Source organism: Enterobacter sp. RIT418, from assembly GCF_003057745.1.
Taxonomy (GTDB): Bacteria; Pseudomonadota; Gammaproteobacteria; order Enterobacterales; family Enterobacteriaceae; genus Enterobacter.
In genome coordinates, this window is record NZ_QBJD02000019.1 from 30,156 (window position 1) to 48,707 (window position 18,552).

At 58.3% G+C, this 18,552-nt stretch carries 17 protein-coding genes and 4 tRNA genes; 7 read left to right on the top strand and 14 right to left on the bottom strand.

Annotated features, from left to right (window positions below):
- Positions 1–4 precede the first annotated feature (4 nt).
- Positions 5–472: an acyl-CoA thioesterase YigI gene (gene yigI, locus DBY73_RS19035; RefSeq protein WP_112012617.1), complete on the top strand. Its 468-nt coding sequence runs from the start codon at positions 5–7 to the stop codon at positions 470–472.
- A 51-nt stretch (positions 473–523) separates the two neighbouring features.
- Positions 524–1,420, top strand: coding sequence for an EamA family transporter RarD (rarD, locus tag DBY73_RS19040; RefSeq protein WP_112012618.1), 897 nt, complete (start codon positions 524–526; stop codon positions 1,418–1,420).
- Between the two features lie 78 nt (positions 1,421–1,498).
- Here the strand turns inward: rarD and corA are convergent, their stop codons facing one another.
- The 8 genes from corA to DBY73_RS19080 form a co-directional block, all read right to left on the bottom strand.
- The gene (gene corA, locus DBY73_RS19045) at positions 1,499–2,449 is read right to left on the bottom strand and encodes a magnesium/cobalt transporter CorA (protein ID WP_112012619.1); all 951 of its coding nucleotides are present in this window, start codon (positions 2,447–2,449) and stop codon (positions 1,499–1,501) included.
- A gap of 150 nt (positions 2,450–2,599) precedes the next feature.
- Positions 2,600–2,656 carry a YsgD/CorL family protein gene (ysgD, locus tag DBY73_RS22230; protein WP_212743980.1) on the bottom strand — a complete coding sequence of 19 codons (57 nt, stop codon included), beginning with the start codon at positions 2,654–2,656 and terminating at the stop codon, positions 2,600–2,602.
- A gap of 149 nt (positions 2,657–2,805) precedes the next feature.
- On the bottom strand, positions 2,806–4,968 hold the full coding sequence (uvrD, locus tag DBY73_RS19055) for a DNA helicase II (RefSeq protein ID WP_112012621.1): 2,163 nt from the start codon (positions 4,966–4,968) through the stop codon (positions 2,806–2,808).
- A 76-nt stretch (positions 4,969–5,044) separates the two neighbouring features.
- Positions 5,045–5,761: a 5-amino-6-(5-phospho-D-ribitylamino)uracil phosphatase YigB gene (gene yigB / locus DBY73_RS19060; RefSeq protein ID WP_112012622.1), complete on the bottom strand. Its 717-nt coding sequence runs from the start codon at positions 5,759–5,761 to the stop codon at positions 5,045–5,047.
- A complete protein-coding gene (gene xerC, locus DBY73_RS19065; RefSeq protein ID WP_112012623.1) occupies positions 5,761–6,663 on the bottom strand; it encodes a tyrosine recombinase XerC in 903 nt (300 codons plus the stop codon). The genes yigB and xerC overlap by 1 nt, the downstream gene beginning before the upstream one ends.
- Positions 6,660–7,367 (bottom strand): DUF484 domain-containing protein, encoded by a 708-nt coding sequence (locus tag DBY73_RS19070; RefSeq protein WP_112012624.1) that lies wholly within the window; start codon positions 7,365–7,367, stop codon positions 6,660–6,662. The genes xerC and DBY73_RS19070 overlap by 4 nt, the downstream gene beginning before the upstream one ends.
- Entirely contained in the window at positions 7,364–8,188 is an 825-nt protein-coding gene (dapF, locus tag DBY73_RS19075) for a diaminopimelate epimerase (protein WP_112012625.1), read from the bottom strand. The genes DBY73_RS19070 and dapF overlap by 4 nt, the downstream gene beginning before the upstream one ends.
- A gap of 35 nt (positions 8,189–8,223) precedes the next feature.
- Positions 8,224–8,427 carry a lipoprotein gene (locus DBY73_RS19080; protein ID WP_112012626.1) on the bottom strand — a complete coding sequence of 68 codons (204 nt, stop codon included), beginning with the start codon at positions 8,425–8,427 and terminating at the stop codon, positions 8,224–8,226.
- 134 nt (positions 8,428–8,561) lie between these two features.
- Between DBY73_RS19080 and cyaY the strand changes: the two genes are divergently transcribed.
- Positions 8,562–8,882 (top strand): iron donor protein CyaY, encoded by a 321-nt coding sequence (gene cyaY / locus DBY73_RS19085; RefSeq protein ID WP_006179235.1) that lies wholly within the window; start codon positions 8,562–8,564, stop codon positions 8,880–8,882.
- Between the two features lie 50 nt (positions 8,883–8,932).
- Here cyaY and cyaA read toward each other — a convergent pair whose 3' ends face one another.
- Positions 8,933–11,473: a class I adenylate cyclase gene (gene cyaA, locus DBY73_RS19090; RefSeq protein WP_112012627.1), complete on the bottom strand. Its 2,541-nt coding sequence runs from the start codon at positions 11,471–11,473 to the stop codon at positions 8,933–8,935.
- 349 nt (positions 11,474–11,822) lie between these two features.
- Between cyaA and hemC the strand changes: the two genes are divergently transcribed.
- The 4 genes from hemC to hemY are packed head-to-tail and all read left to right on the top strand — an operon-like array spanning position 11,823 to position 15,908.
- A complete protein-coding gene (hemC, locus tag DBY73_RS19100; protein WP_146745795.1) occupies positions 11,823–12,764 on the top strand; it encodes a hydroxymethylbilane synthase in 942 nt (313 codons plus the stop codon).
- Positions 12,761–13,501: a uroporphyrinogen-III synthase gene (hemD, locus tag DBY73_RS19105; protein WP_112012629.1), complete on the top strand. Its 741-nt coding sequence runs from the start codon at positions 12,761–12,763 to the stop codon at positions 13,499–13,501. The genes hemC and hemD overlap by 4 nt, the downstream gene beginning before the upstream one ends.
- A 20-nt stretch (positions 13,502–13,521) precedes the next feature.
- Positions 13,522–14,706 (top strand): uroporphyrinogen-III C-methyltransferase, encoded by a 1,185-nt coding sequence (hemX, locus tag DBY73_RS19110; RefSeq protein ID WP_112012630.1) that lies wholly within the window; start codon positions 13,522–13,524, stop codon positions 14,704–14,706.
- Positions 14,707–14,708: 2 nt separating this feature from the next.
- Positions 14,709–15,908, top strand: a complete 1,200-nt coding sequence (hemY, locus tag DBY73_RS19115; protein WP_112012631.1) for a protoheme IX biogenesis protein HemY — start codon at positions 14,709–14,711, stop codon at positions 15,906–15,908.
- A 539-nt stretch (positions 15,909–16,447) separates the two neighbouring features.
- Here hemY and DBY73_RS19120 read toward each other — a convergent pair.
- The 5 genes from DBY73_RS19120 to DBY73_RS19140 all read right to left on the bottom strand — a co-directional run bounded on the left by DBY73_RS19120 (position 16,448) and on the right by DBY73_RS19140 (position 18,384).
- Positions 16,448–16,524 (bottom strand) — tRNA-Pro (locus DBY73_RS19120).
- Positions 16,525–16,570: 46 nt separating this feature from the next.
- Positions 16,571–16,657: transfer RNA gene (locus tag DBY73_RS19125), tRNA-Leu, on the bottom strand.
- A gap of 22 nt (positions 16,658–16,679) precedes the next feature.
- Positions 16,680–16,755: transfer RNA gene (locus DBY73_RS19130), tRNA-His, on the bottom strand.
- Positions 16,756–16,819: 64 nt separating this feature from the next.
- Positions 16,820–16,896, bottom strand: a tRNA-Arg gene (locus DBY73_RS19135).
- A gap of 102 nt (positions 16,897–16,998) precedes the next feature.
- Positions 16,999–18,384 carry an amino acid permease gene (locus tag DBY73_RS19140; protein ID WP_112012632.1) on the bottom strand — a complete coding sequence of 462 codons (1,386 nt, stop codon included), beginning with the start codon at positions 18,382–18,384 and terminating at the stop codon, positions 16,999–17,001.
- Between the last annotated feature and the right edge of the window lie 168 nt (positions 18,385–18,552).

Below are 18,552 nucleotides of genomic sequence, written 5' to 3' on the forward strand. Positions count from 1 at the left end.
ACCGATGTCAGCCATGCTTACCGCTGAAGAAGCGTTGAAACTCGTGGGCGAAATTTTTGTTTACCACATGCCGTTTAACCGCGCGCTGGGGCTGGAGCTGGAGCGTTACGAGAAGGACTTTGCGAAGCTTAACTTTAACAACCAGCCGATGATGGTAGGTAACTGGGCGCAAAGCATTCTGCACGGCGGCGTGATTGCCTCGGCGCTGGACGTTGCGGCCGGGCTGGTCTGCGTGGGCAGCACGCTGACGCGCCACGACACTATCAACGAGGACGAGCTGCGCCAGCGCCTGTCGCGGATGGGCACGATCGATTTACGCGTCGACTACCTGCGTCCCGGCCGTGGAAACCGCTTCACCTGCACCAGCAGCCTGCTGCGCGCGGGTAACAAAGTCGCCGTGGCGCGCGTTGAGCTGCACAACGAAGAGCAAGTTTATATCGCCAGCGCAACTGCCACTTATATGGTGGGTTAACGCGGTAAAAGCGGGTAAAATTGCCCCACACTTTTGTAATGGATTTTCCCGATGGATGCTAAACAGACGCGGCAGGGCGTTTTACTCGCCCTTGCCGCTTATTTTATTTGGGGCATCGCGCCTGCCTATTTCAAGCTGATCCACTACGTCCCCGCCGACGAGATCCTGACTCACCGCGTCATCTGGTCATTTTTCTTTATGATTGCGCTGATGAGCATCAGCCGGCAGTGGTCAGGCGTCAAAACGCTGCTGAAGACGCCGAAAAAGATTTTCCTGCTGGCGCTCTCGGCGGTGCTGATTGGCGGCAACTGGCTGCTGTTTATCTGGGCGGTGAATAATCACCATATGCTCGAAGCGAGCCTCGGCTACTTTATCAACCCGCTGGTGAATATCGTGCTGGGGATGATTTTCCTCGGCGAACGCTTCCGGCGCATGCAGTGGCTGGCGGTAATACTCGCCTTCTGTGGCGTACTGGTGCAGCTGTGGACGTTCGGCTCGCTGCCGATCATCGCCCTGGGGCTGGCGTTCAGCTTCGCGTTCTACGGCCTGGTGCGAAAGAAGATTGCCGTTGAAGCGCAAACCGGGATGCTGTTCGAAACCCTCTGGCTGCTCCCCGTTGCCGCCATTTACCTGTTTGGCATCGCCGACAGCGCCACCAGCCATATGGGCAGCAACCCGTGGTCGCTGAACGTGCTGCTGATGGCCGCGGGCGTGGTGACCACCATTCCCCTGCTGTGCTTCACCGGCGCGGCAACGCGCCTGCGCCTCTCGACGCTGGGGTTCTTCCAGTACATTGGCCCAACGCTGATGTTCCTGCTGGCGGTGATGTTCTACGGGGAAGTACCGGGCGCGGATAAGATGGTGACGTTCGCATTTATCTGGGTCGCACTGGCGATCTTCGTTGCGGATGCGATTTATACCCAGCGCAGGACGCGCAGAGGGTTGTAGAATTGTGATATTGCCCTCACCAAAGGGAGAAGGCGTTCGATCGTAGGGCGGGTAAGCGCAGCGCTACCCGCCCGATTTTTACAGCCAGTTCCGGCGCTTAAAGTACAGATACGGCGCCAGCCCGGCGAGGATCATAAAAATAATCGCGCCAGGGTAGCCAAAGCTCCACTTCAGCTCCGGCATAAACTCGAAGTTCATTCCATAGCTTGAGGCCACCAGCGTCGGCGGCAGGAACACCACGGATACCACCGAGAAGATCTTGATGATGCGGTTCTGCTCGATGTTAATAAAGCCCATCGCCGCCTGCATCAGGAAGTTCACCTTCTGGAAGAGGGACTCGTTGTGCGGCAGCAGGGATTCGATATCGCGCAGGATTTCACGCGCCTGCTCCAGCTGGCCGCCAGGCAGGCGGGCTTTACGCACCAGGAAGTTCAGCGCGCGCTGGGTATCCATCAGGCACAGGCGCACCTTCCAGCCGATATCTTCCTGTTCAGCCAGCGTCGAGAGCGCTTCGTCATACTCATCGCCCTGATGGCCTTCCATGATCACGCGGCTCAGCTTTTCCAGATCGCTGTAAATGTTTTCGATTTCATCCGCCAGCTGTTCAATTTTGGTTTCAAACAGGTCGAGCAGCAGTTCGTAGGCGTTGCCTTCCACCATCGCCTGGCTGCGGGCGCGCATGCGGTAAAGACGAAACGCGGGCAGCTCGCGCTCGCGCAGGGTAAACAGGCGGCCGTCGCGAATGGTAAACGCCACGGTGGAGTTACCGGCGTGATCGTCAGCATCTTCAAAAAAGAAGAAAGAGTGAATGTGCAGGCCGTCTTCGTCTTCAAAAAAACGCGCCGATGCCTCAATGTCTTCCAGTTCCGGACGGGTTGCCAGGCTTTGCCCCAGCTCTGATTGTACGCGAAGGCGCTCATCGTCGTCCGGCTCGACCAGATCCACCCATACGGCGTCACTGAGGGGCTGCGACTCTTCGGCTTCAAGCCGAATCAGTCGATTATTTTCGAGTTGAAATGCGCTCAACATGACCGGGACTCCCAATGCAAAAAATATCGGACAGTTCGGTGGGCACACAGAAACAAAATGGGTTTCAGACCATTAAAAGCCTGACTCAGCGCGACGGGAATAATGCAGGTCGCTGACAACCACTAAGGCCATCAGCAAGAGGAGATAGCCTTAGGAGTTGTTCCTGGATGACAGGGAATTGAGCCAGTATCTACTGGGTGTGTCCAAGGCGAATGTCCTCTTAGCGTAATCGTGCGCGCATGTTACGCCAGCATTAACGGCGGCGTCAACACGCAACGGAACGCTGAAGGGTAATAAATCACCTTCAATGTATAAGGCTAGCAGATTATTACAAAATAATGATATTTTTCTGAAAGTTACACAGTTTCCAGCTTGGCATATGCCGCCACCAGCCATTTGATCCCCTGCCCCTGAAACGCGACCTGAAGACGGCTGTGCTCGCCGCTGCCTTCCAGGTTGACGATGGTGCCTTCGCCGAATTTTGAGTGGCGAACGCGCTGGCCCAGCTTGTATCCGGTGTCGGTTTCCGCGATAGGCGAGCCCATGCGCTGATGGCTGACCGGGCGGCTGATGCTGGCGCGCAGGCGTACCTCTTCCACGCACTCCTCCGGCAGCTCGCCGATAAAGCGCGACGGACGGTGGTACACCTCTTTACCGTACAGGCGGCGGGTTTCGGCGTAGGTGAGCGTGAGTTTCTGCATCGCACGCGTCACGCCCACGTAGGCAAGACGACGCTCTTCTTCCAGACGCCCGCCTTCATCCAGCGACATCTGGCTCGGGAACATCCCCTCTTCCATCCCGACGATAAACACCTGCGGGAACTCCAGGCCTTTGGCGGAGTGCAGGGTCATCAGCTGCACCGCATCCTGCCAGGTGTCCGCCTGCCCTTCGCCCGCCTCCAGCGCGGCGTGGGAAAGGAACGCCTGCAGCGGCATCAGGTCTTCATCTTCTTCGTTGTAGCTGAACTGGCGCGTTGCCGTGACCAGCTCCTCTAAGTTCTCAATACGGGTCTGGCCCTTCTCGCCTTTTTCCTGCTCGTACATGGTGCGCAGGCCGGAATCTTTAATTACCCGGTCGGTCTGCACGTGCAGCGGCATATCGGCAGTTTCTTGCGCGAGCGCGTCGATAAGCTCCATAAAGCGCTGGAGCGCGCTGGCCGCACGTCCGGCGAGGGCTTTTTCCTGCAGCAGCTCGCGGCACGCCTGCCAGAGCGTCAGCTGACGATCGCGGGACGCCTGACGCACCACGTCCAGCGTGCGGTCGCCGATGCCGCGCGTTGGCGTATTCACCACGCGCTCGAACGCGGCGTCATCGTTACGGTTGGCGATCAGGCGCAGATACGAGAGCGCATCTTTGATTTCCTGACGTTCGAAGAAGCGCATGCCGCCGTAAATGCGGTACGGCATGCCCACCTGCAGGAGCGCCTCTTCCAGCACGCGCGACTGGGCGTTGCTGCGGTAGAGAATGGCGCACTGCTCCAGCGCGCCGCCGTTGTCCTGCCAGGTTTTGATGCGGTTCACCACGAAGCGCGCTTCGTCGAGTTCGTTGAACGCGCAGTAGATGGAGATCGGCTCGCCGTCGACTCCGTCGGTCCACAGCTTTTTACCCAGACGCCCGTTGTTATTCTCAATCAGGGCGTTGGCCGCGCTCAGGATGTTGCTGGTTGAGCGGTAGTTCTGCTCCAGACGAATGGTCTGCGCGCCGGGGAAGTCGTTCAGGAAGCGCTGGATGTTTTCCACCTGCGCCCCGCGCCAGCCGTAAATTGACTGGTCGTCATCGCCGACGATCATCACCTTGCCGGTGTCGCCCGCCAGCAGGCGGATCCACGCGTACTGAATGTTGTTGGTGTCCTGGAATTCGTCCACCAAAATGTTGGTGAAGCGCTCGCGGTAGTGCTGAAGAATGTGCGGCTTGTTAAGCCAGAGCTCGTGCGCGCGCAGCAGCAGCTCGGCAAAGTCCACCAGTCCGGCGCGGTCGCAGGCTTCCTGGTAAGCCTTGTAGACGTTCTGCCAGGTCTGCTCGACCGGGTTGCCGAAGCTTTGAATATGATGCGGGCGCAGCCCTTCATCTTTTTGACCGTTGATGTACCACATGGCCTGACGCGGCGGCCACTGCTTCTCGTCGAGGTTCATCGCCTTGATCAGGCGCTTAAGCAGGCGCAGCTGGTCTTCGCTGTCGAGGATCTGGAAATCCTGCGGCAGGTTGGCGTCCATGTGGTGCGCGCGCAGCAGGCGGTGCGCCAGGCCGTGGAAGGTGCCAACCCACATGCCGCCCTGGCTGGTACCCATCAGCTGTGCGATACGGTGGCGCATCTCCGCCGCCGCCTTGTTGGTAAAAGTCACCGCCATGATGGAATACGGGGAGCAGTTCTCCACGCTCTGCAGCCAGGCGATACGGTGAACCAGCACGCGCGTCTTACCGCTGCCCGCCCCAGCCAGCACCAGCATGTTGGTGCGCGAGGCGGCTACCGCGTCACGCTGTTTGTCATTAAGGCTGTCGAGCAGGTAAGAAACGTCCATTGGCACCGTCACGTCATGTCGGGCTGGCGAATATGACCCGCCAAAACCCTGTTAATTTATACAGAACAATTGATGATTATATCAGCGTCGTGAGGGATGCCAACCGCGAAATTTCCACGTGCGGCAGCAGGCGGCTGTCCTGCGCTGTCATCAGGTCGGCGCTTTCCGGCTTGATCCAGCACGCCTGCATGCCGCAGCGGATGGCACCGGCGACGTCCGTCGTCAGGTCGTCGCCCACGTGCAGGATCTGGCCGAGCGGCAGATTTAGCTTTTCGGCCGCCAGGTGGTACATATCGCTAAACGGCTTGGCGCGCCCGTGCGGACCCGCGCGGAGCACAAACTCAAAGTAGTCGCCCAGGCCAAACAGCTCCGGCTGCGCGTTGCCGTTGGTGATCGCGACCAGCGGCCACTTTTCGGCAAGCTTCGCCAGCGTCTCGTGGGTTGCCTGCGGCACGTCGATACGGCTGCGCCATTTGGCGAAGTTTTCCATTGACGCTTCGGCCCCGATCGCCGCGTCGCGCGCGCTCAGCCCGACGTTCAGCATCGCCTGCTCCACCGCGCGGCGGCGCCATTCGGTCACGTCGTGATAAATCTCCGGCTCGGTTTCGCGCAGGGACTGGCGCAGCTGCTGGAAATCCTTGTTCTGCATGGCCTTTAGCGCCGGGTGGTAGTTTTGCACAAACGCCAGCGACTCCTGCTCGGTGCGCAGGATCACCTGGCGGTTGTCATAAAGGGTGTCATCAAGGTCAAAGGTGATTGCGGAAATCTGGCCCAGTGGGCGGTAAAAACGCATTATTTCCCCCGTTTGGCGCGTGGATGCGCCGCGTCATACACCGAGGCAAGGTGTTGGAAGTCTAAGTGGGTATAAATTTGAGTCGTCGATAAATTCGCATGGCCGAGGAGCTCCTGCACGCCGCGCAGATCGCCGCTCGACTCCAGCATGTGGGTCGCAAAGGAGTGGCGCAGCTTGTGCGGATGCACGTGGCTGTTCAGCCCCTGCTTGATGCCCCACTCCGCAAAGCGCTTTTGCACGTTGCGCGCGGAGATACGCTTGCCGAGCTTCGACAGAAACAGCGCGTTCTCCTCAGCGCCAAACAGCCCGCGCAGATCCAGCCAGTGCTCAATCCACGAAACGGCGTTGCGGCCAATCGGCAGGCGGCGCTCCTTGCTGCCTTTCCCCATCACCCACACTTCGCCGGATTCCAGATCGAGATGCTTGAGATCGAGGTTGACCAGCTCGGAAAGACGCAGCCCGGCGCCGTACATCACCTCCAGCATCGCGCGATCGCGCACGGCCAGCGGATCGTTAAGATCGATATCCAGCAGGCGGTTCACGTCGTCAACGTCGATATTCTTGGGCAGATGGCGTGGGGCTTTAGGCGTGGCGATACCTTTTGCCGGATTGGCCTTGAGCGTGCCCTGGCTCACCAGCCAGTCGAAGAAGCTGCGCAGGGCCGAGAGCCGCAGCGCCAGGCTTGCCGGGCTGAGGTTTTTTTTACGGCTGCGCACGACAAAACCGCGCACCGTTGCCGCGTCGCAGCGCTCCCAGCTTTTCAGGCCGATCTCGTCGGCAATCTCCATAATGGCATCAAGCTGGCGCTGGTAATTCAGCAGCGTGAGGGGGCTAAGCTGGCGCTCAACGCCCAGATAGCGCAGGAACCGCGTAACGTCAGTTGAAAGCAGCGTGTCCGTCATATCCGTTCAATCCAGCGCTCCAGCAGCTCCGGCAGCATCAGCGCAAGCTCCTGCAAGAGGTGCGTGGCCTGGCCCGGCTCGTAATGATGCGCGTCGCGGCTGGTAAAGAGCATCACGCCCAGATCGCCGTCGCGACCCATCAGCGACATCGCCACCGAGCCAATCGCTTTGGCTTCCGGCAATACCACCAGCAGCTCAGGTCCGTTCAGCGGCCCGAGATAGTGGTGTTCATGCCCAAGACGCTGAATGCGCAGCGGTTCAAATGCCTGACGGCTGAGCGCCAGATGGGTAAACCCGGACGGTGCGCCAATGCGCCAGCGGTCAGGAAAGAGGCGAATCGTTGCGCCCGCCAGCCCAAGCTCGCGCGCCCAGCGGTGGAAGCGGTTGAGGAACTCTTCCAGGCTGTGCGCCGACGCCAGCCGCGCCTGTAGATTCAGCAGGCGATAAAACAGGCTCTCGTTGCTGCTGGCCTGCTCCATCAGCAGCGTCATGTTCTCTTCGAGCTGATGGATGTGGTTGCGCGAACGCGCCATGTGCCATTCGACCAGCGACACGGTGCCGCGCACCGGGTGCGGCACGCGCATCTGTTCGACCGCGCGCGCGTTGCGAATAAAGAACTCAGGATTGTTCAGCAGATAATCAACGACGGCCGCATCGTCCAGCGCCGTCACCGTTTCCTGCAGTTCTTCCCCTGGTTGTTTCATAGATGGATAAACCCGTCATAGACATGTGCCGCCGGGCCCGTCATATAGAGTGGATGACCCGGTCCTTTCCAGGCGATATCAAGCCGTCCGCCCGGTAACTCCACGCGCACCTCTTCTGCCAATAACCCTTGTGAGATACCTACCGCCACGGCCGCGCAGGCGCCGCTTCCGCAGGCCTGCGTTTCTCCCGCGCCGCGCTCGAACACGCGCAGGCGAATGTGCTCGCGCTTCACCACCTGCATAAAACCGATGTTTGCACGCTCGGGGAAGCGCTCGTGGCTTTCCAGCACCGGGCCGAGGGATTCAACCGCCGCGGTTTCCACATCATCAACCTGAATCACGCAGTGGGGGTTACCCATTGAGACGACGCCGCACAATACTGTCTGCTCGGCCACGCGCATGATATAGGTCTTTTCCGCTTTGTTGGCGCGAAACGGCACGGCGGAAGGATCGAAGTTGGGCTCGCCCATGTTCACGCGCACCAGCTCGTCGTCGGTGACGCTCAGCACCATGCGGCCATTGGCGGTGCTGACGCGAATATCGCGCTTGTTGGTCAGCCCTTTCAGGCGCACAAAGCGGGCAAAGCAGCGCGCGCCGTTACCGCACTGGGATACTTCGCTGCCGTCCGCGTTGAAGATGCGATAGTGGAAATCAAGGTCGGGATCGTAAGGCGGCTCAACCACCAGCAGCTGATCAAAGCCCACGCCAAGGTGGCGATCCGCCAGACGGCGGATCAGCTCCGGAGAGAAAAAGACATTCTGCGTTACCGCGTCGACGACCATAAAGTCATTGCCCAGGCCATGCATTTTAGAGAACTGCATCATTTGCTCCACTTCGCGGGTACAGAACGTAATTGTCAGTAATTCACCTGGGTCGGGCCGCCGTTGTCGCCGCGGTCGTTGGTGTCCGGCGTTGTGGAATCAATACCACTTTGCACAGGCTTGGTTGGCGGCGGCGCGTTTTTATCCGCTGGCGGGAAGTAGAGAGGTCCCTTGAGTCCGCAGCCGGTCAGGCTAAACAGAGTGACAAGAACGGCAAGCGCTCGGAAGACGTTTTTCATTATAAAGTTGCCCGTAAGTTCAAATCTGTTTCTATCATCGCAGGAGAAGACACAAAAGCAAGAGTTTGCCGCTTTCCTGCAACGGGAATTATTTAGCGTTATACTGCCGCCATCACGAAAAAAGGAACAAAACCATGAACGACAGTGAATTTCATCGCCTCGCCGACACCCTGTGGATGACCATTGAAGAGCGCCTGGACGACTGGGACGGCGACAGCGATATCGATTGTGAAATCAACGGTGGCATCCTGACCCTGAGCTTCGAAAACGGCAGCAAAATCATCATCAACCGTCAGGAGCCGCTGCACCAGGTGTGGCTGGCGGCCAAACAGGGCGGCTACCATTTCGATCTGAAAGGTGACGAGTGGGTATGCGACCGCAGCGGCGAAACGTTCTGGGATCTGCTGGAGCAGGCGGCGACGGCGCAGGCCGGTGAGACCGTCAGCTTCAGGTAGCTTTTTTGCCCGGTGGCGGCTGCGCCTTACCGGGCCTATGGCAGTTTAAATCAGGAGAAATACTGCTGCAGCAGCGGTGCGGTATCCTGATTTGCGGGAACCGGCGCGATAGTCTGGGTGCGGAACGGAATCACCTGCGCGCGCCCGTCCACGTTCACGATCTGGTAGAACTGCGGCAGGTTGAAGTTAATAAAGCTTGAGCCGTAGGTGAAGCGGTCGTGGGAAGAGGAGTAGAAGCGGCTGACGTCGCGCACCAGCTCCTCTTTGCTGCCCTCACAGTGGTGATAGACCTCGGCGCGGTTGGTCTCATCCAGAATATAAATGTTGAAACCGGCGTCGTCCCCCGACTCTTCAAAGAAGAACTGGATAATCCCTTCGCTCGCAAAGCCATCCACCACCTGCGGCAGCGTGACGTGGTTGGTTCCCACCTGCACCGACAGGCCGTGCAGCTTGTTGTGCGATATCGCGCCGTAAAACTCGATGGCGTTTTCCAGCTTCTGCACCGACACGTTCAGACGTTCGAAGAACAGGCCCCATGTCTGGCCGGAGACGCGCAGCGCCTTAAAGCGCCCGGTTTCCTGCCGGGTGCTGGAGAGGCGAAGCTCGATGCATTCCGACACCAGCTGCTGCACGCGGGTACGGATCAGGCCGCGCAGGTGCTGGCTATAGCAGAACACCTCCACGCTGTCCGGCGGCGCGGCATCCTGGTGCATCTTGCCGAGAATGGTTTTCAGCGCCTCAATCATCGCCTGCTCGCCGTTGAAGTGCAGGGTACGCACTTCGTTCCACGAGTTGCGGTACAGCAGATCGACGCTGCCCACCAGGCAGTTTTGCTGCTCGCCGAAGCTAAAGACGTCCAGCTTGCGGAAGTCAAAGTGGACCACCTGATTGCGGAAGGCCGCCGTCGGGTCGTATTCCAGGTTGACGATAATCGCCAGGTGGCGAATTTCACACGGGCTGTAGAGCGCTTTCGGCGTTGGCGCAGGCAGGCGCAGCGGGAAGTGGTGCGACACGTCCGCGACCATCTCCTGCAGCTTGGCTAAATCGACGACCTCGTTGCCCTTGATAAACAGGCGCGTGCGCGAGGTCAGCAGGCCGTTAAACCAGGCCCAGGCCACCAGCTTGTTCAGATAGCGGTTATATTCCAGCGGCTGATGGCTGATGATGGAATCCATGCTTGGCGCACGGTTGTAGAGATACCACCCGGTGCGGTTCGCGCGGCCCGGCGGCACAAAAATAAAGGTCAGGTTCGGTTCTGACAGGTCCGGCGAAATCTGCGGGTTCACCAGCGTGACTTTCCCCGGCAGCGCTTCGAACGCGGCGTACAGCTTACGGGTCAACACCCCGATGTCCTGCGGGCTGGCGGAAACGCTCAGGTTGTTGCGGCGCGCAAAGCGGATCAGGTTGCGGTAGCTTTGCATCATCGCATCGAGCAGTTCGTTGTGCGCTTCGCGCACCTGGTCGATTTTCCAGTTGGCGCGGTTGTCGAGCATCGCCAGGCGCTCTTCGTCCCAGCCCCACTCTTTCACGAGCTGGCTGACCACCTCACGACGCCAGCCCACGCAGGCGCGCTCGCGGCTCAGTTTTTCGCATACCTTGAGATAGAAACATCGACGCACGAGGTCAAGACGCGTGTGGTCATCAATGGCCTTCAGGTATTCGGTAACGCGCTCCAGCATCATGCAGTAGGCATCAAGCCCGTAGGAGACAATTTCGCCGTCGTGCAGGCGCTGTTTAATGTCTTTCGCCAGCAGGCGCGGCGTCGGGTATTCCCAGGAATAGGCTTCGAGCAGCAGCGTTTTGAGCACCGCTTTGTACGGCGAGTCGATGCTTTTATAAAGCTGCCACAGGCTCGCGCCAAAGTACTCTTCGGCGGACAGGGAGCTGAGGCCGCCCAGGTCCAGCCATTCGTTCGGCGTCAGAACGCCCTGCGAATAGAGCGACATCACGTAATCGTCGTAATGTTCTTCTTCATCGCACGGCACCATATTCCACAGAATACGCTTGCCGGCGAGACGTACCGCGGTACGGTAAAATTCATCCAGCAGCAGGATGTGCTGCGTCGAGCCGCAGTCTTCGCCACCCAGGCTGCCGCTTTCGTTGTGGCGGAAACGGTTTTCATCAATCAGGAAGAAGCTGACTTCCACGCCGAGCGACGCCGCCCAGCTCTCCAGCAGGCTGCATTTACGCTGCAGCAGCTGGCGCTCTTCGTTATCGAGCCAGGATTGATGGCAGACCCAGATGTCGAGATCAGACGAACAGCTTTGCCCTACCGATGAGGTACTCCCCATAGAGTAAACGCCGGTGATCGGCAGTTCACCTTTTGGTGAAACCTGTGGCGGCATACCGCGGTAGAGTTCAAGTTCGTTGAGATAATGCTGTTGGGTTTCATCAGGCGTGAAGAGGCAAATGCCCTGGGGAACGTTACCATCAAGGTAGCCCGGCATCAGCGGATGGTGATAGTGCAGTAATGTCGGCAGCAGACTGTAAACCTGTTGGAATGCAGGTCCCATGGCAGCAAGCGCGCGATCCACACGCAGTTGATTAATGGCATCCAGTCTCTGCTTTAGAGTCTCAATATAGAGGTACAAGACGTATCGCCTGATGTTTCCGGGCGTTACATGCTATTCCAGAATCGAATAACAGCAGGCCCGCAGTATTTCAAAAAGATAACCGTTACCCTTTTTCGCCCTTATCTTTATGGTGGTACAGACGAAAAAATGGTCTAAAACGTGATCAATTTAACACCTTGCCGGTTGACCGTAAAGAAAGATGCGCTACATACAAGTGTAGCACCGTTCTGTACGTGTAAATTCCTGAATACGGCTTTGGCTGACGAGAACGCCGCCCTGTCCCTCACTCGTCTCATCAACCGTAAAACTGCCATCCGAGAGTCAACAATGTTAGGATGGTTAGCGATTGATAATGACGGTAACAAGCATGTTAGACAATGTTTTGAGAATTGCCACACGCCAAAGCCCCCTTGCGCTCTGGCAGGCACATTATGTTAAGCAGCGCCTTGAAGCCTGCCACTCCGGACTGCGCGTCGAGCTGGTGCCGATGGTCACGCGCGGCGATGTGATTCTTGATACGCCGCTGGCAAAGGTGGGCGGAAAGGGCTTGTTCGTCAAAGAGCTTGAGCTGGCACTGCTTGATAAGCGTGCCGATATCGCCGTGCATTCTATGAAAGACGTGCCCGTTGAGTTTCCGGAAGGGCTGGGGCTGGTGACGATCTGCGAGCGCGAAGATCCGCGCGATGCATTTGTCTCAAACCATTATGATTCGCTGGATGCGTTGCCGCAGGGCAGCGTGGTTGGCACGTCGAGTTTACGCCGTCAGTGCCAGCTGGCCGAGCGCCGTCCGGATCTGGTGATTCGCTCGCTGCGCGGCAACGTCGGCACGCGCCTCGGCAAGCTGGATAACGGCGAATACGATGCCATTATCCTCGCGGTGGCGGGCCTGAAGCGCCTGGAGCTGGAGTCGCGCATTCGCGTGGCGTTGCCGCCGGAGCTCTCGCTACCGGCAGTGGGCCAGGGCGCCGTGGGTATCGAATGCCGTCTTGACGACGAACGCACCCGCGCGCTGCTTGCCCCGCTGAATCACGATGAGACCGCGATTCGCGTCAAAGCCGAGCGGGCGATGAATACCCGCCTCGAAGGCGGCTGCCAGGTGCCAATTGGCAGCTATGCTGAATTAACTAACGGCGAGCTGTGGCTGCGCGCGCTGGTCGGTGCGCCGGACGGCACGCAGATGGTGCGCGGTGAACGTCGCGGCAGGCCAGAAGAGGCCGAAACGCTTGGCGTATCGCTGGCTGAAGAGCTGCTTGATAACGGCGCTCGCGAGATTCTGGCCGAGGTTTATAACGGAGAACCCCCTGCATGAGCATTCTTGTCACCCGCCCTTCTCCCGCAGGAGAGCAATTAGTGAGCCGTCTGCGCGCACTGGGGCAGGTGGCCTGGAGTTTTCCGCTGATCGAATTTTCCCCCGGTCGGGAGCTCTTTGCGCTCACCGACCGTTTAAATGCCCTCCAGGAGGACGATCTCCTGTTCGCCCTGTCGCAGCATGCCGTGGATTTTGCCCATGCGCAGCTTCAGCAGGATGGGACGCGCTGGCCAACCGCTCCGCGCTATTTCGCCATCGGGCGGACGACGGCGCTGGCCCTGCATACCGTAAGCGGAATAGACGTTCGCTACCCGCTGGATCGGGAAATCAGCGAAGTCTTGCTACAATTACCTGAATTACAAACTCTTGTCGGCAAGCGCGCGCTGATCCTTCGCGGCAACGGCGGCCGCGAGCTGTTGGGCGAAACGCTGCGCGAGCGCGGCGCTGACGTGACGTTTTGCGAATGCTATCAGCGCTGTGCAAAACATTACGATGGCGCACAGGAGGCCATGCGCTGGCAGGCGCGCGGCATTTCAACTCTGGTGGTAACCAGCGGTGAAATGCTGCAACAGCTTTGGGCGCTCGTTCCGACATGGTATCGGGAAAACTGGTTACTCCGCTGTCGGCTTCTGGTCGTCAGCGAGCGTCTGGCGAACCTCGCCCGGGAACTGGGCTGGCAGGATATTCGGATCGCTGATAACGCCGACAACGATGCGCTGCTTCGCGCATTACAATAACTCTCAAATGGGAAGCCATAATGACGGAACACGAAAAATCCTCCGCCGTGGTTGAAGAGACCAGGGAAACTGTGGACATTACGCCGCAGCCAGAAACGACTGAGAAAACCGTTGAGAAGAAAAACGGCGGCAGTAAAACCAGCCTTGCGCTGAGTGCGATTGCCGTCGCCATTGCGCTGGCGGCAGGCGTCGGCCTGTATGGCCTGGTGAAGCAACAGGGCACCAACCAGACGGCGACCAGCGACGCGCTGGTCAACCAAATTACCGCCCTGCAGAAAGCGCAGGAGACGCAAAAATCCGAGCTGGAAGGCGTGATCAAGCAGCAGGCCGCCGAGCTGGCTGACGCGAACGCGAAGCAGCAATCGCTGGCGAAACAGCTCGACGAGGTGCAGCAAAAGGTTGCGACCATTTCCGGCACCGATGCGAAAACCTGGCTGCTCTCGCAGGCGGATTTTCTGGTTAAGCTTGCCGGACGCAAGCTCTGGAGCGATCAGGACGTTACCACTGCTGCCGCGCTGCTGAAAAGCGCCGACGCCAGCCTGGCGGATATGAACGATCCGAGCCTGATCAACGCGCGCCGCGCCATCACCGAAGATATCGCCAGCCTGTCTGCGGTTTCGCAGGTGGATTATGACGGCATCATCCTCAAGGTTAACCAGCTCTCGAACCAGATTGATAACCTCCAGCTGGCGGATAACAACGACGACGACTCCCCGATGGACTCTGACGGCACGGAGCTTTCCAGCTCGCTAAGCGAGTGGCGCATCAACCTGCAAAAAAGCTGGCAGAACTTTATGGACAGCTTCATCACGATCCGCCGCCGCGACGAGACCGCCGTGCCGCTGCTCGCGCCAAATCAGGATATCTATCTGCGCGAAAACATCCGCTCTCGCCTGCTTGTCGCCGCGCAGGCCGTGCCGCGCCATCAGGAAGAGACCTACAAGCAGGCGCTGGATAACGTCTCGACGTGGGTGCGCGCGTACTACAACACCGACGACGCCACCACGACCGCGTTCCTGGAAGATATTGACAAGCTGAGCCAGCAAAACATCACCATGAGCGTACCGGACAAGCTGGTCAGCCAGCCGATTCTGGAAAAGCTGATGCAGACACGCGTGCGTAACCTGCTGGCGCAGCCGGGCGTTCCGGCAGAGCCTCAGGCTACGGCGCCCGCCTCGGCACCTGAAGCGCCACAAGGAGAGTAACGATGCTTAAAGTTCTCTTCCTCTTTCTCTTGCTCATCGCCGGGATCGTCCTCGGCCCGATGCTTGCAGGCCACCAGGGCTACGTGCTGATCCAGACCGATAACTACAACATCGAAACCAGCGTGACGGGTTTGGTCATCGTTCTGATCCTCGGCGTGGTCGTGCTGTTTGCCATTGAGTGGATCTTGCGCCGCCTCTTCCGCACCGGCGCGCATACGCGCGGCTGGTTCGTGGGCCGCAAGCGTCGCCGCGCCCGCAAGCAGACCGAACAGGCGCTGCTGAAGCTGGCTGAAGGCGATTATCAGCAGGTTGAAAAGCTGATGTCGAAAAATGCCGACCATGCCGAGCAGCCGGTGGTGAACTATCTTTTGGCCGCAGAAGCCGCGCAGCAGCGGGGCGATGAAGCCCGCGCGAATCAGCACCTTGAGCGCGCGTCCGAGCTGTCCACGAAGGATCCGATTCCGGTTGAAATCACCCGCGTTCGCCTTCAGCTGGCGCGTAACGAAAACCACGCGGCGCGCCACGGCGTCGATCGTCTGCTGGAAATCACCCCGCGCCATCCGGAAGTGCTGCGCCTTGCCGAGCAGGCCTACATCCGCACCGGCGCCTGGGGCTCGCTGCTGGACGTCATTCCGTCCATGGCGAAAGCCGACGTGGGCGATGATGAGCACCGTGACGAGCTGCAGCGCATGGCGTGGATTGGCCTTATGGATCAGGCGCGAGCCGACCTGGGCAGCGACGGTTTGAAAACCTGGTGGAAGAATCAGAGCCGCAAAACGCGCCAGCAGGTTCCGCTGCAGGTGGCAATGGCGGAACATTTGATTGAATGTGACGATCATGACACCGCCCAGGAGATCGTTCTCGACGGCCTGAAGCGTCAGTACGACGATCGACTGGTAATGGTGATCCCGCGCCTGAAAACCAATAACCCAGAGCAAATCGAAAAAGCGCTGCGTCAGCAAATCAAAACCGTGGGCGACCGCCCGCTGCTGTGGAGCACGCTCGGCCAGTCGCTGATGAAGCACGGCGAATGGCAGGAGGCGAGCCTCGCCTTCCGCGCGGCGCTGAAGCAGCGTCCTGACGCGTACGATTACGCCTGGCTTGCGGATTCGCTGGATAAGCAGCACAAGCCCGAAGAGGCAGCCGCCATGCGGCGCGACGGGCTTCTGCTGACGTTGCAGAACAACGGCAATCAGCCGTAGATAAGAGGGAGGCCAGAAGGCCTCCTTTTTTTGCCCATAAAAAAACGCCTGCTATAAAAGCAGGCGTTAAAACAGGTCTTTAAGACAACATATTTGGTGCTTCACTCAACGTTGTGTCCATGTTGTCTGATGAGGCCGAAGCGACATCTGTCAGTGGACGATAAGCACCGTAAACGGCTCTGCGTCATTCCTGGGTTTATGAGGCACTAAGGCGAACATAAGAGATGGAATGAGCATCTACGCGTATATTATTGCACGTAACGTGCCAACATGACACGCAGAACTTTTACATCGCGCAACATTTTAAGATAAAAGGAAATTTCGCTGCTAAGCAGCGTCCTATGCGCATGGCCACGCCGTAAACCGCGTTCAAACGTCGCCATCTGGAGACAATAAACGCGCTTGCATAATATTTACTTCTGAATTAACAAGTTAAGTGTCACCGAAATGCGACATGTAGAGAGCGTGTTGTCGTGAGGAAACTACAAAGACAGGGAATCGCAGAAAACAAAAAACCCCGCCGAAGCGGGGTTCAAAATTGGTCGGCGAGAGAGGATTCGAACCTCCGACCCACTGGTCCCAAACCAGTTGCGCTACCAAGCTGCGCTACTCGCCGATGTACTGCTTTTTTGAATTTTTAGTTCAATTCATTTAAAAAGTCGTGGTGCGAGGGGGGGGACTTGAACCCCCACGTCCGTAAGAACACTAACACCTGAAGCTAGCGCGTCTACCAATTCCGCCACCTTCGCAATTCACAACTCTTTCAAATAATGGGGTGGCTAATGGGATTCGAACCCACGACAACTGGAATCACAATCCAGGGCTCTACCAACTGAGCTATAGCCACCACTGTATTCTTTCACGCGGTACTGACTACTTCTCAGACCACCGCAGCTCCAGCACCGGGTTAATGGTGCGCCCGACAGGATTCGAACCTGAGACCTCTGCCTCCGGAGGGCAGCGCTCTATCCAGCTGAGCTACGGGCGCTTAGCGCCGTTGCGGGGCTGGATATTACGTACCTCCGTCCCCGCTGTCTAGTGCTTTTTTGAAAAAAATGCGCGTTTGGTTATGGTTTGCACATTTTGCCGCTTAATCCTCCACTTTCTGCGTCGAGGCGCGGCGACCGAGGCCAAAAAGCTTGTACGCAGCCGTCACGGCGGCCAGGAAGATAATCCCGACAAACAGCGACATGCAGGTATCTTCATTAAAGTACATCCCGATTAATACGCAAATCAGGAAGGCCATCGTCATGTAGTTCGCATACGGGAATAAAATCGAGCGGAACGGGTGGCTGGCAATCGCCTGCCTGTGCGCCTGGCGAAAGCGCAGCTGGCTAATCAGGATCACGAACCACGGCACCATGCCCGGCAGCACGCTGGCGCTGTAGACGTATACAAACACGCGCTGCGGATTAGGAATGATGTAGTTCAGGCAGGAGCCGATCAGCAGAATGACAATCGATACCGCCACGCCCGCAACCGGGACACCCGCACGCGAGACTTTGCTCATTGCCGCCGGCAGCTGGTTGTTTTTGGAGAGCGCGTAGAGCATGCGCCCGCAGCTGTACATCCCGCTGTTACAGCCGGAAAGCGCGGCAGTCAGGACGACGAAGTTGATGATACCTGCCGCCGCGGTGATGCCAATCTTCGCGAAGGTGAGCACAAACGGGCTGCCGGTGGTGCCGATTTCGTTCCATGGGAAAATAGTGACGATAACGAAGATCGCGCCCACGTAGAAAATCAGGATGCGCCACAAGACTTTGCCCACCGCGCTGCGCAGCGTGACCTGCGGGTTCTTCGCTTCACCTGCGGTAATGCCGATCAGCTCGACGCCCTGATAGGAAGCCACCACGATGCACAGCGCGGTCAGGAAGCCCTTCCAGCCGCCCGCGAAGAAGCCGCCGTGCTCGGTCAGATTGCCAAAGCCAATCGAATGACCGCCGTTGCCAAAGCCGAAGAAGATCACGCCCAGGCCAACGATAATCATCACGATAATGGTGGTGACCTTAATCATCGCGAACCAGAACTCGATTTCGCCGTAAAGGCGAACCGCCGCGAGGTTTGCCAGCGCCACGAGCCCCACGGCGATAAGCGCGGGTATCCACTGGACCATGTCCGGGAACCAGAACTGAACGTAGACCCCTATGGCGGTGATTTCCGAAATCCCTACCGCCATCCACATAAACCAGTACGACCAGGCCGTGAGATAGCCAAAGAAGGGGCTCATATAGCGGTGCGCGTAAACGGCGAAAGAACCAGTAACTGGCTCCATAAACAGCATTTCGCCCATCGATCGCATAATGAAGAAAACGAACAGCCCGGCGATGATATACGCCAGTAAAACGGAAGGCCCTGCCCATTTGAGCGTGCTTGCGGAGCCCATAAACAGGCCCACGCCGATTGTGCCGCCCAGCGCGATCAATTCAATGTGTCGAGCTTCCAGACCACGCTGGAGCTCCGGTTTTTTCTCTGCCATAAATCCTCGGTTGTGTTTGCTGTTTACCGGCTTTTTGCCGGTTATTGTTTTTAGGGGTACTGAAATACGGAGCGAATGGTTTCTCAAAATCGGGCAAATGGCAAACGATGCATAAAAAAAATGAATGCATTGCACATAAACGCAGCAGTTTTGCAGGGGAGTTGCAGC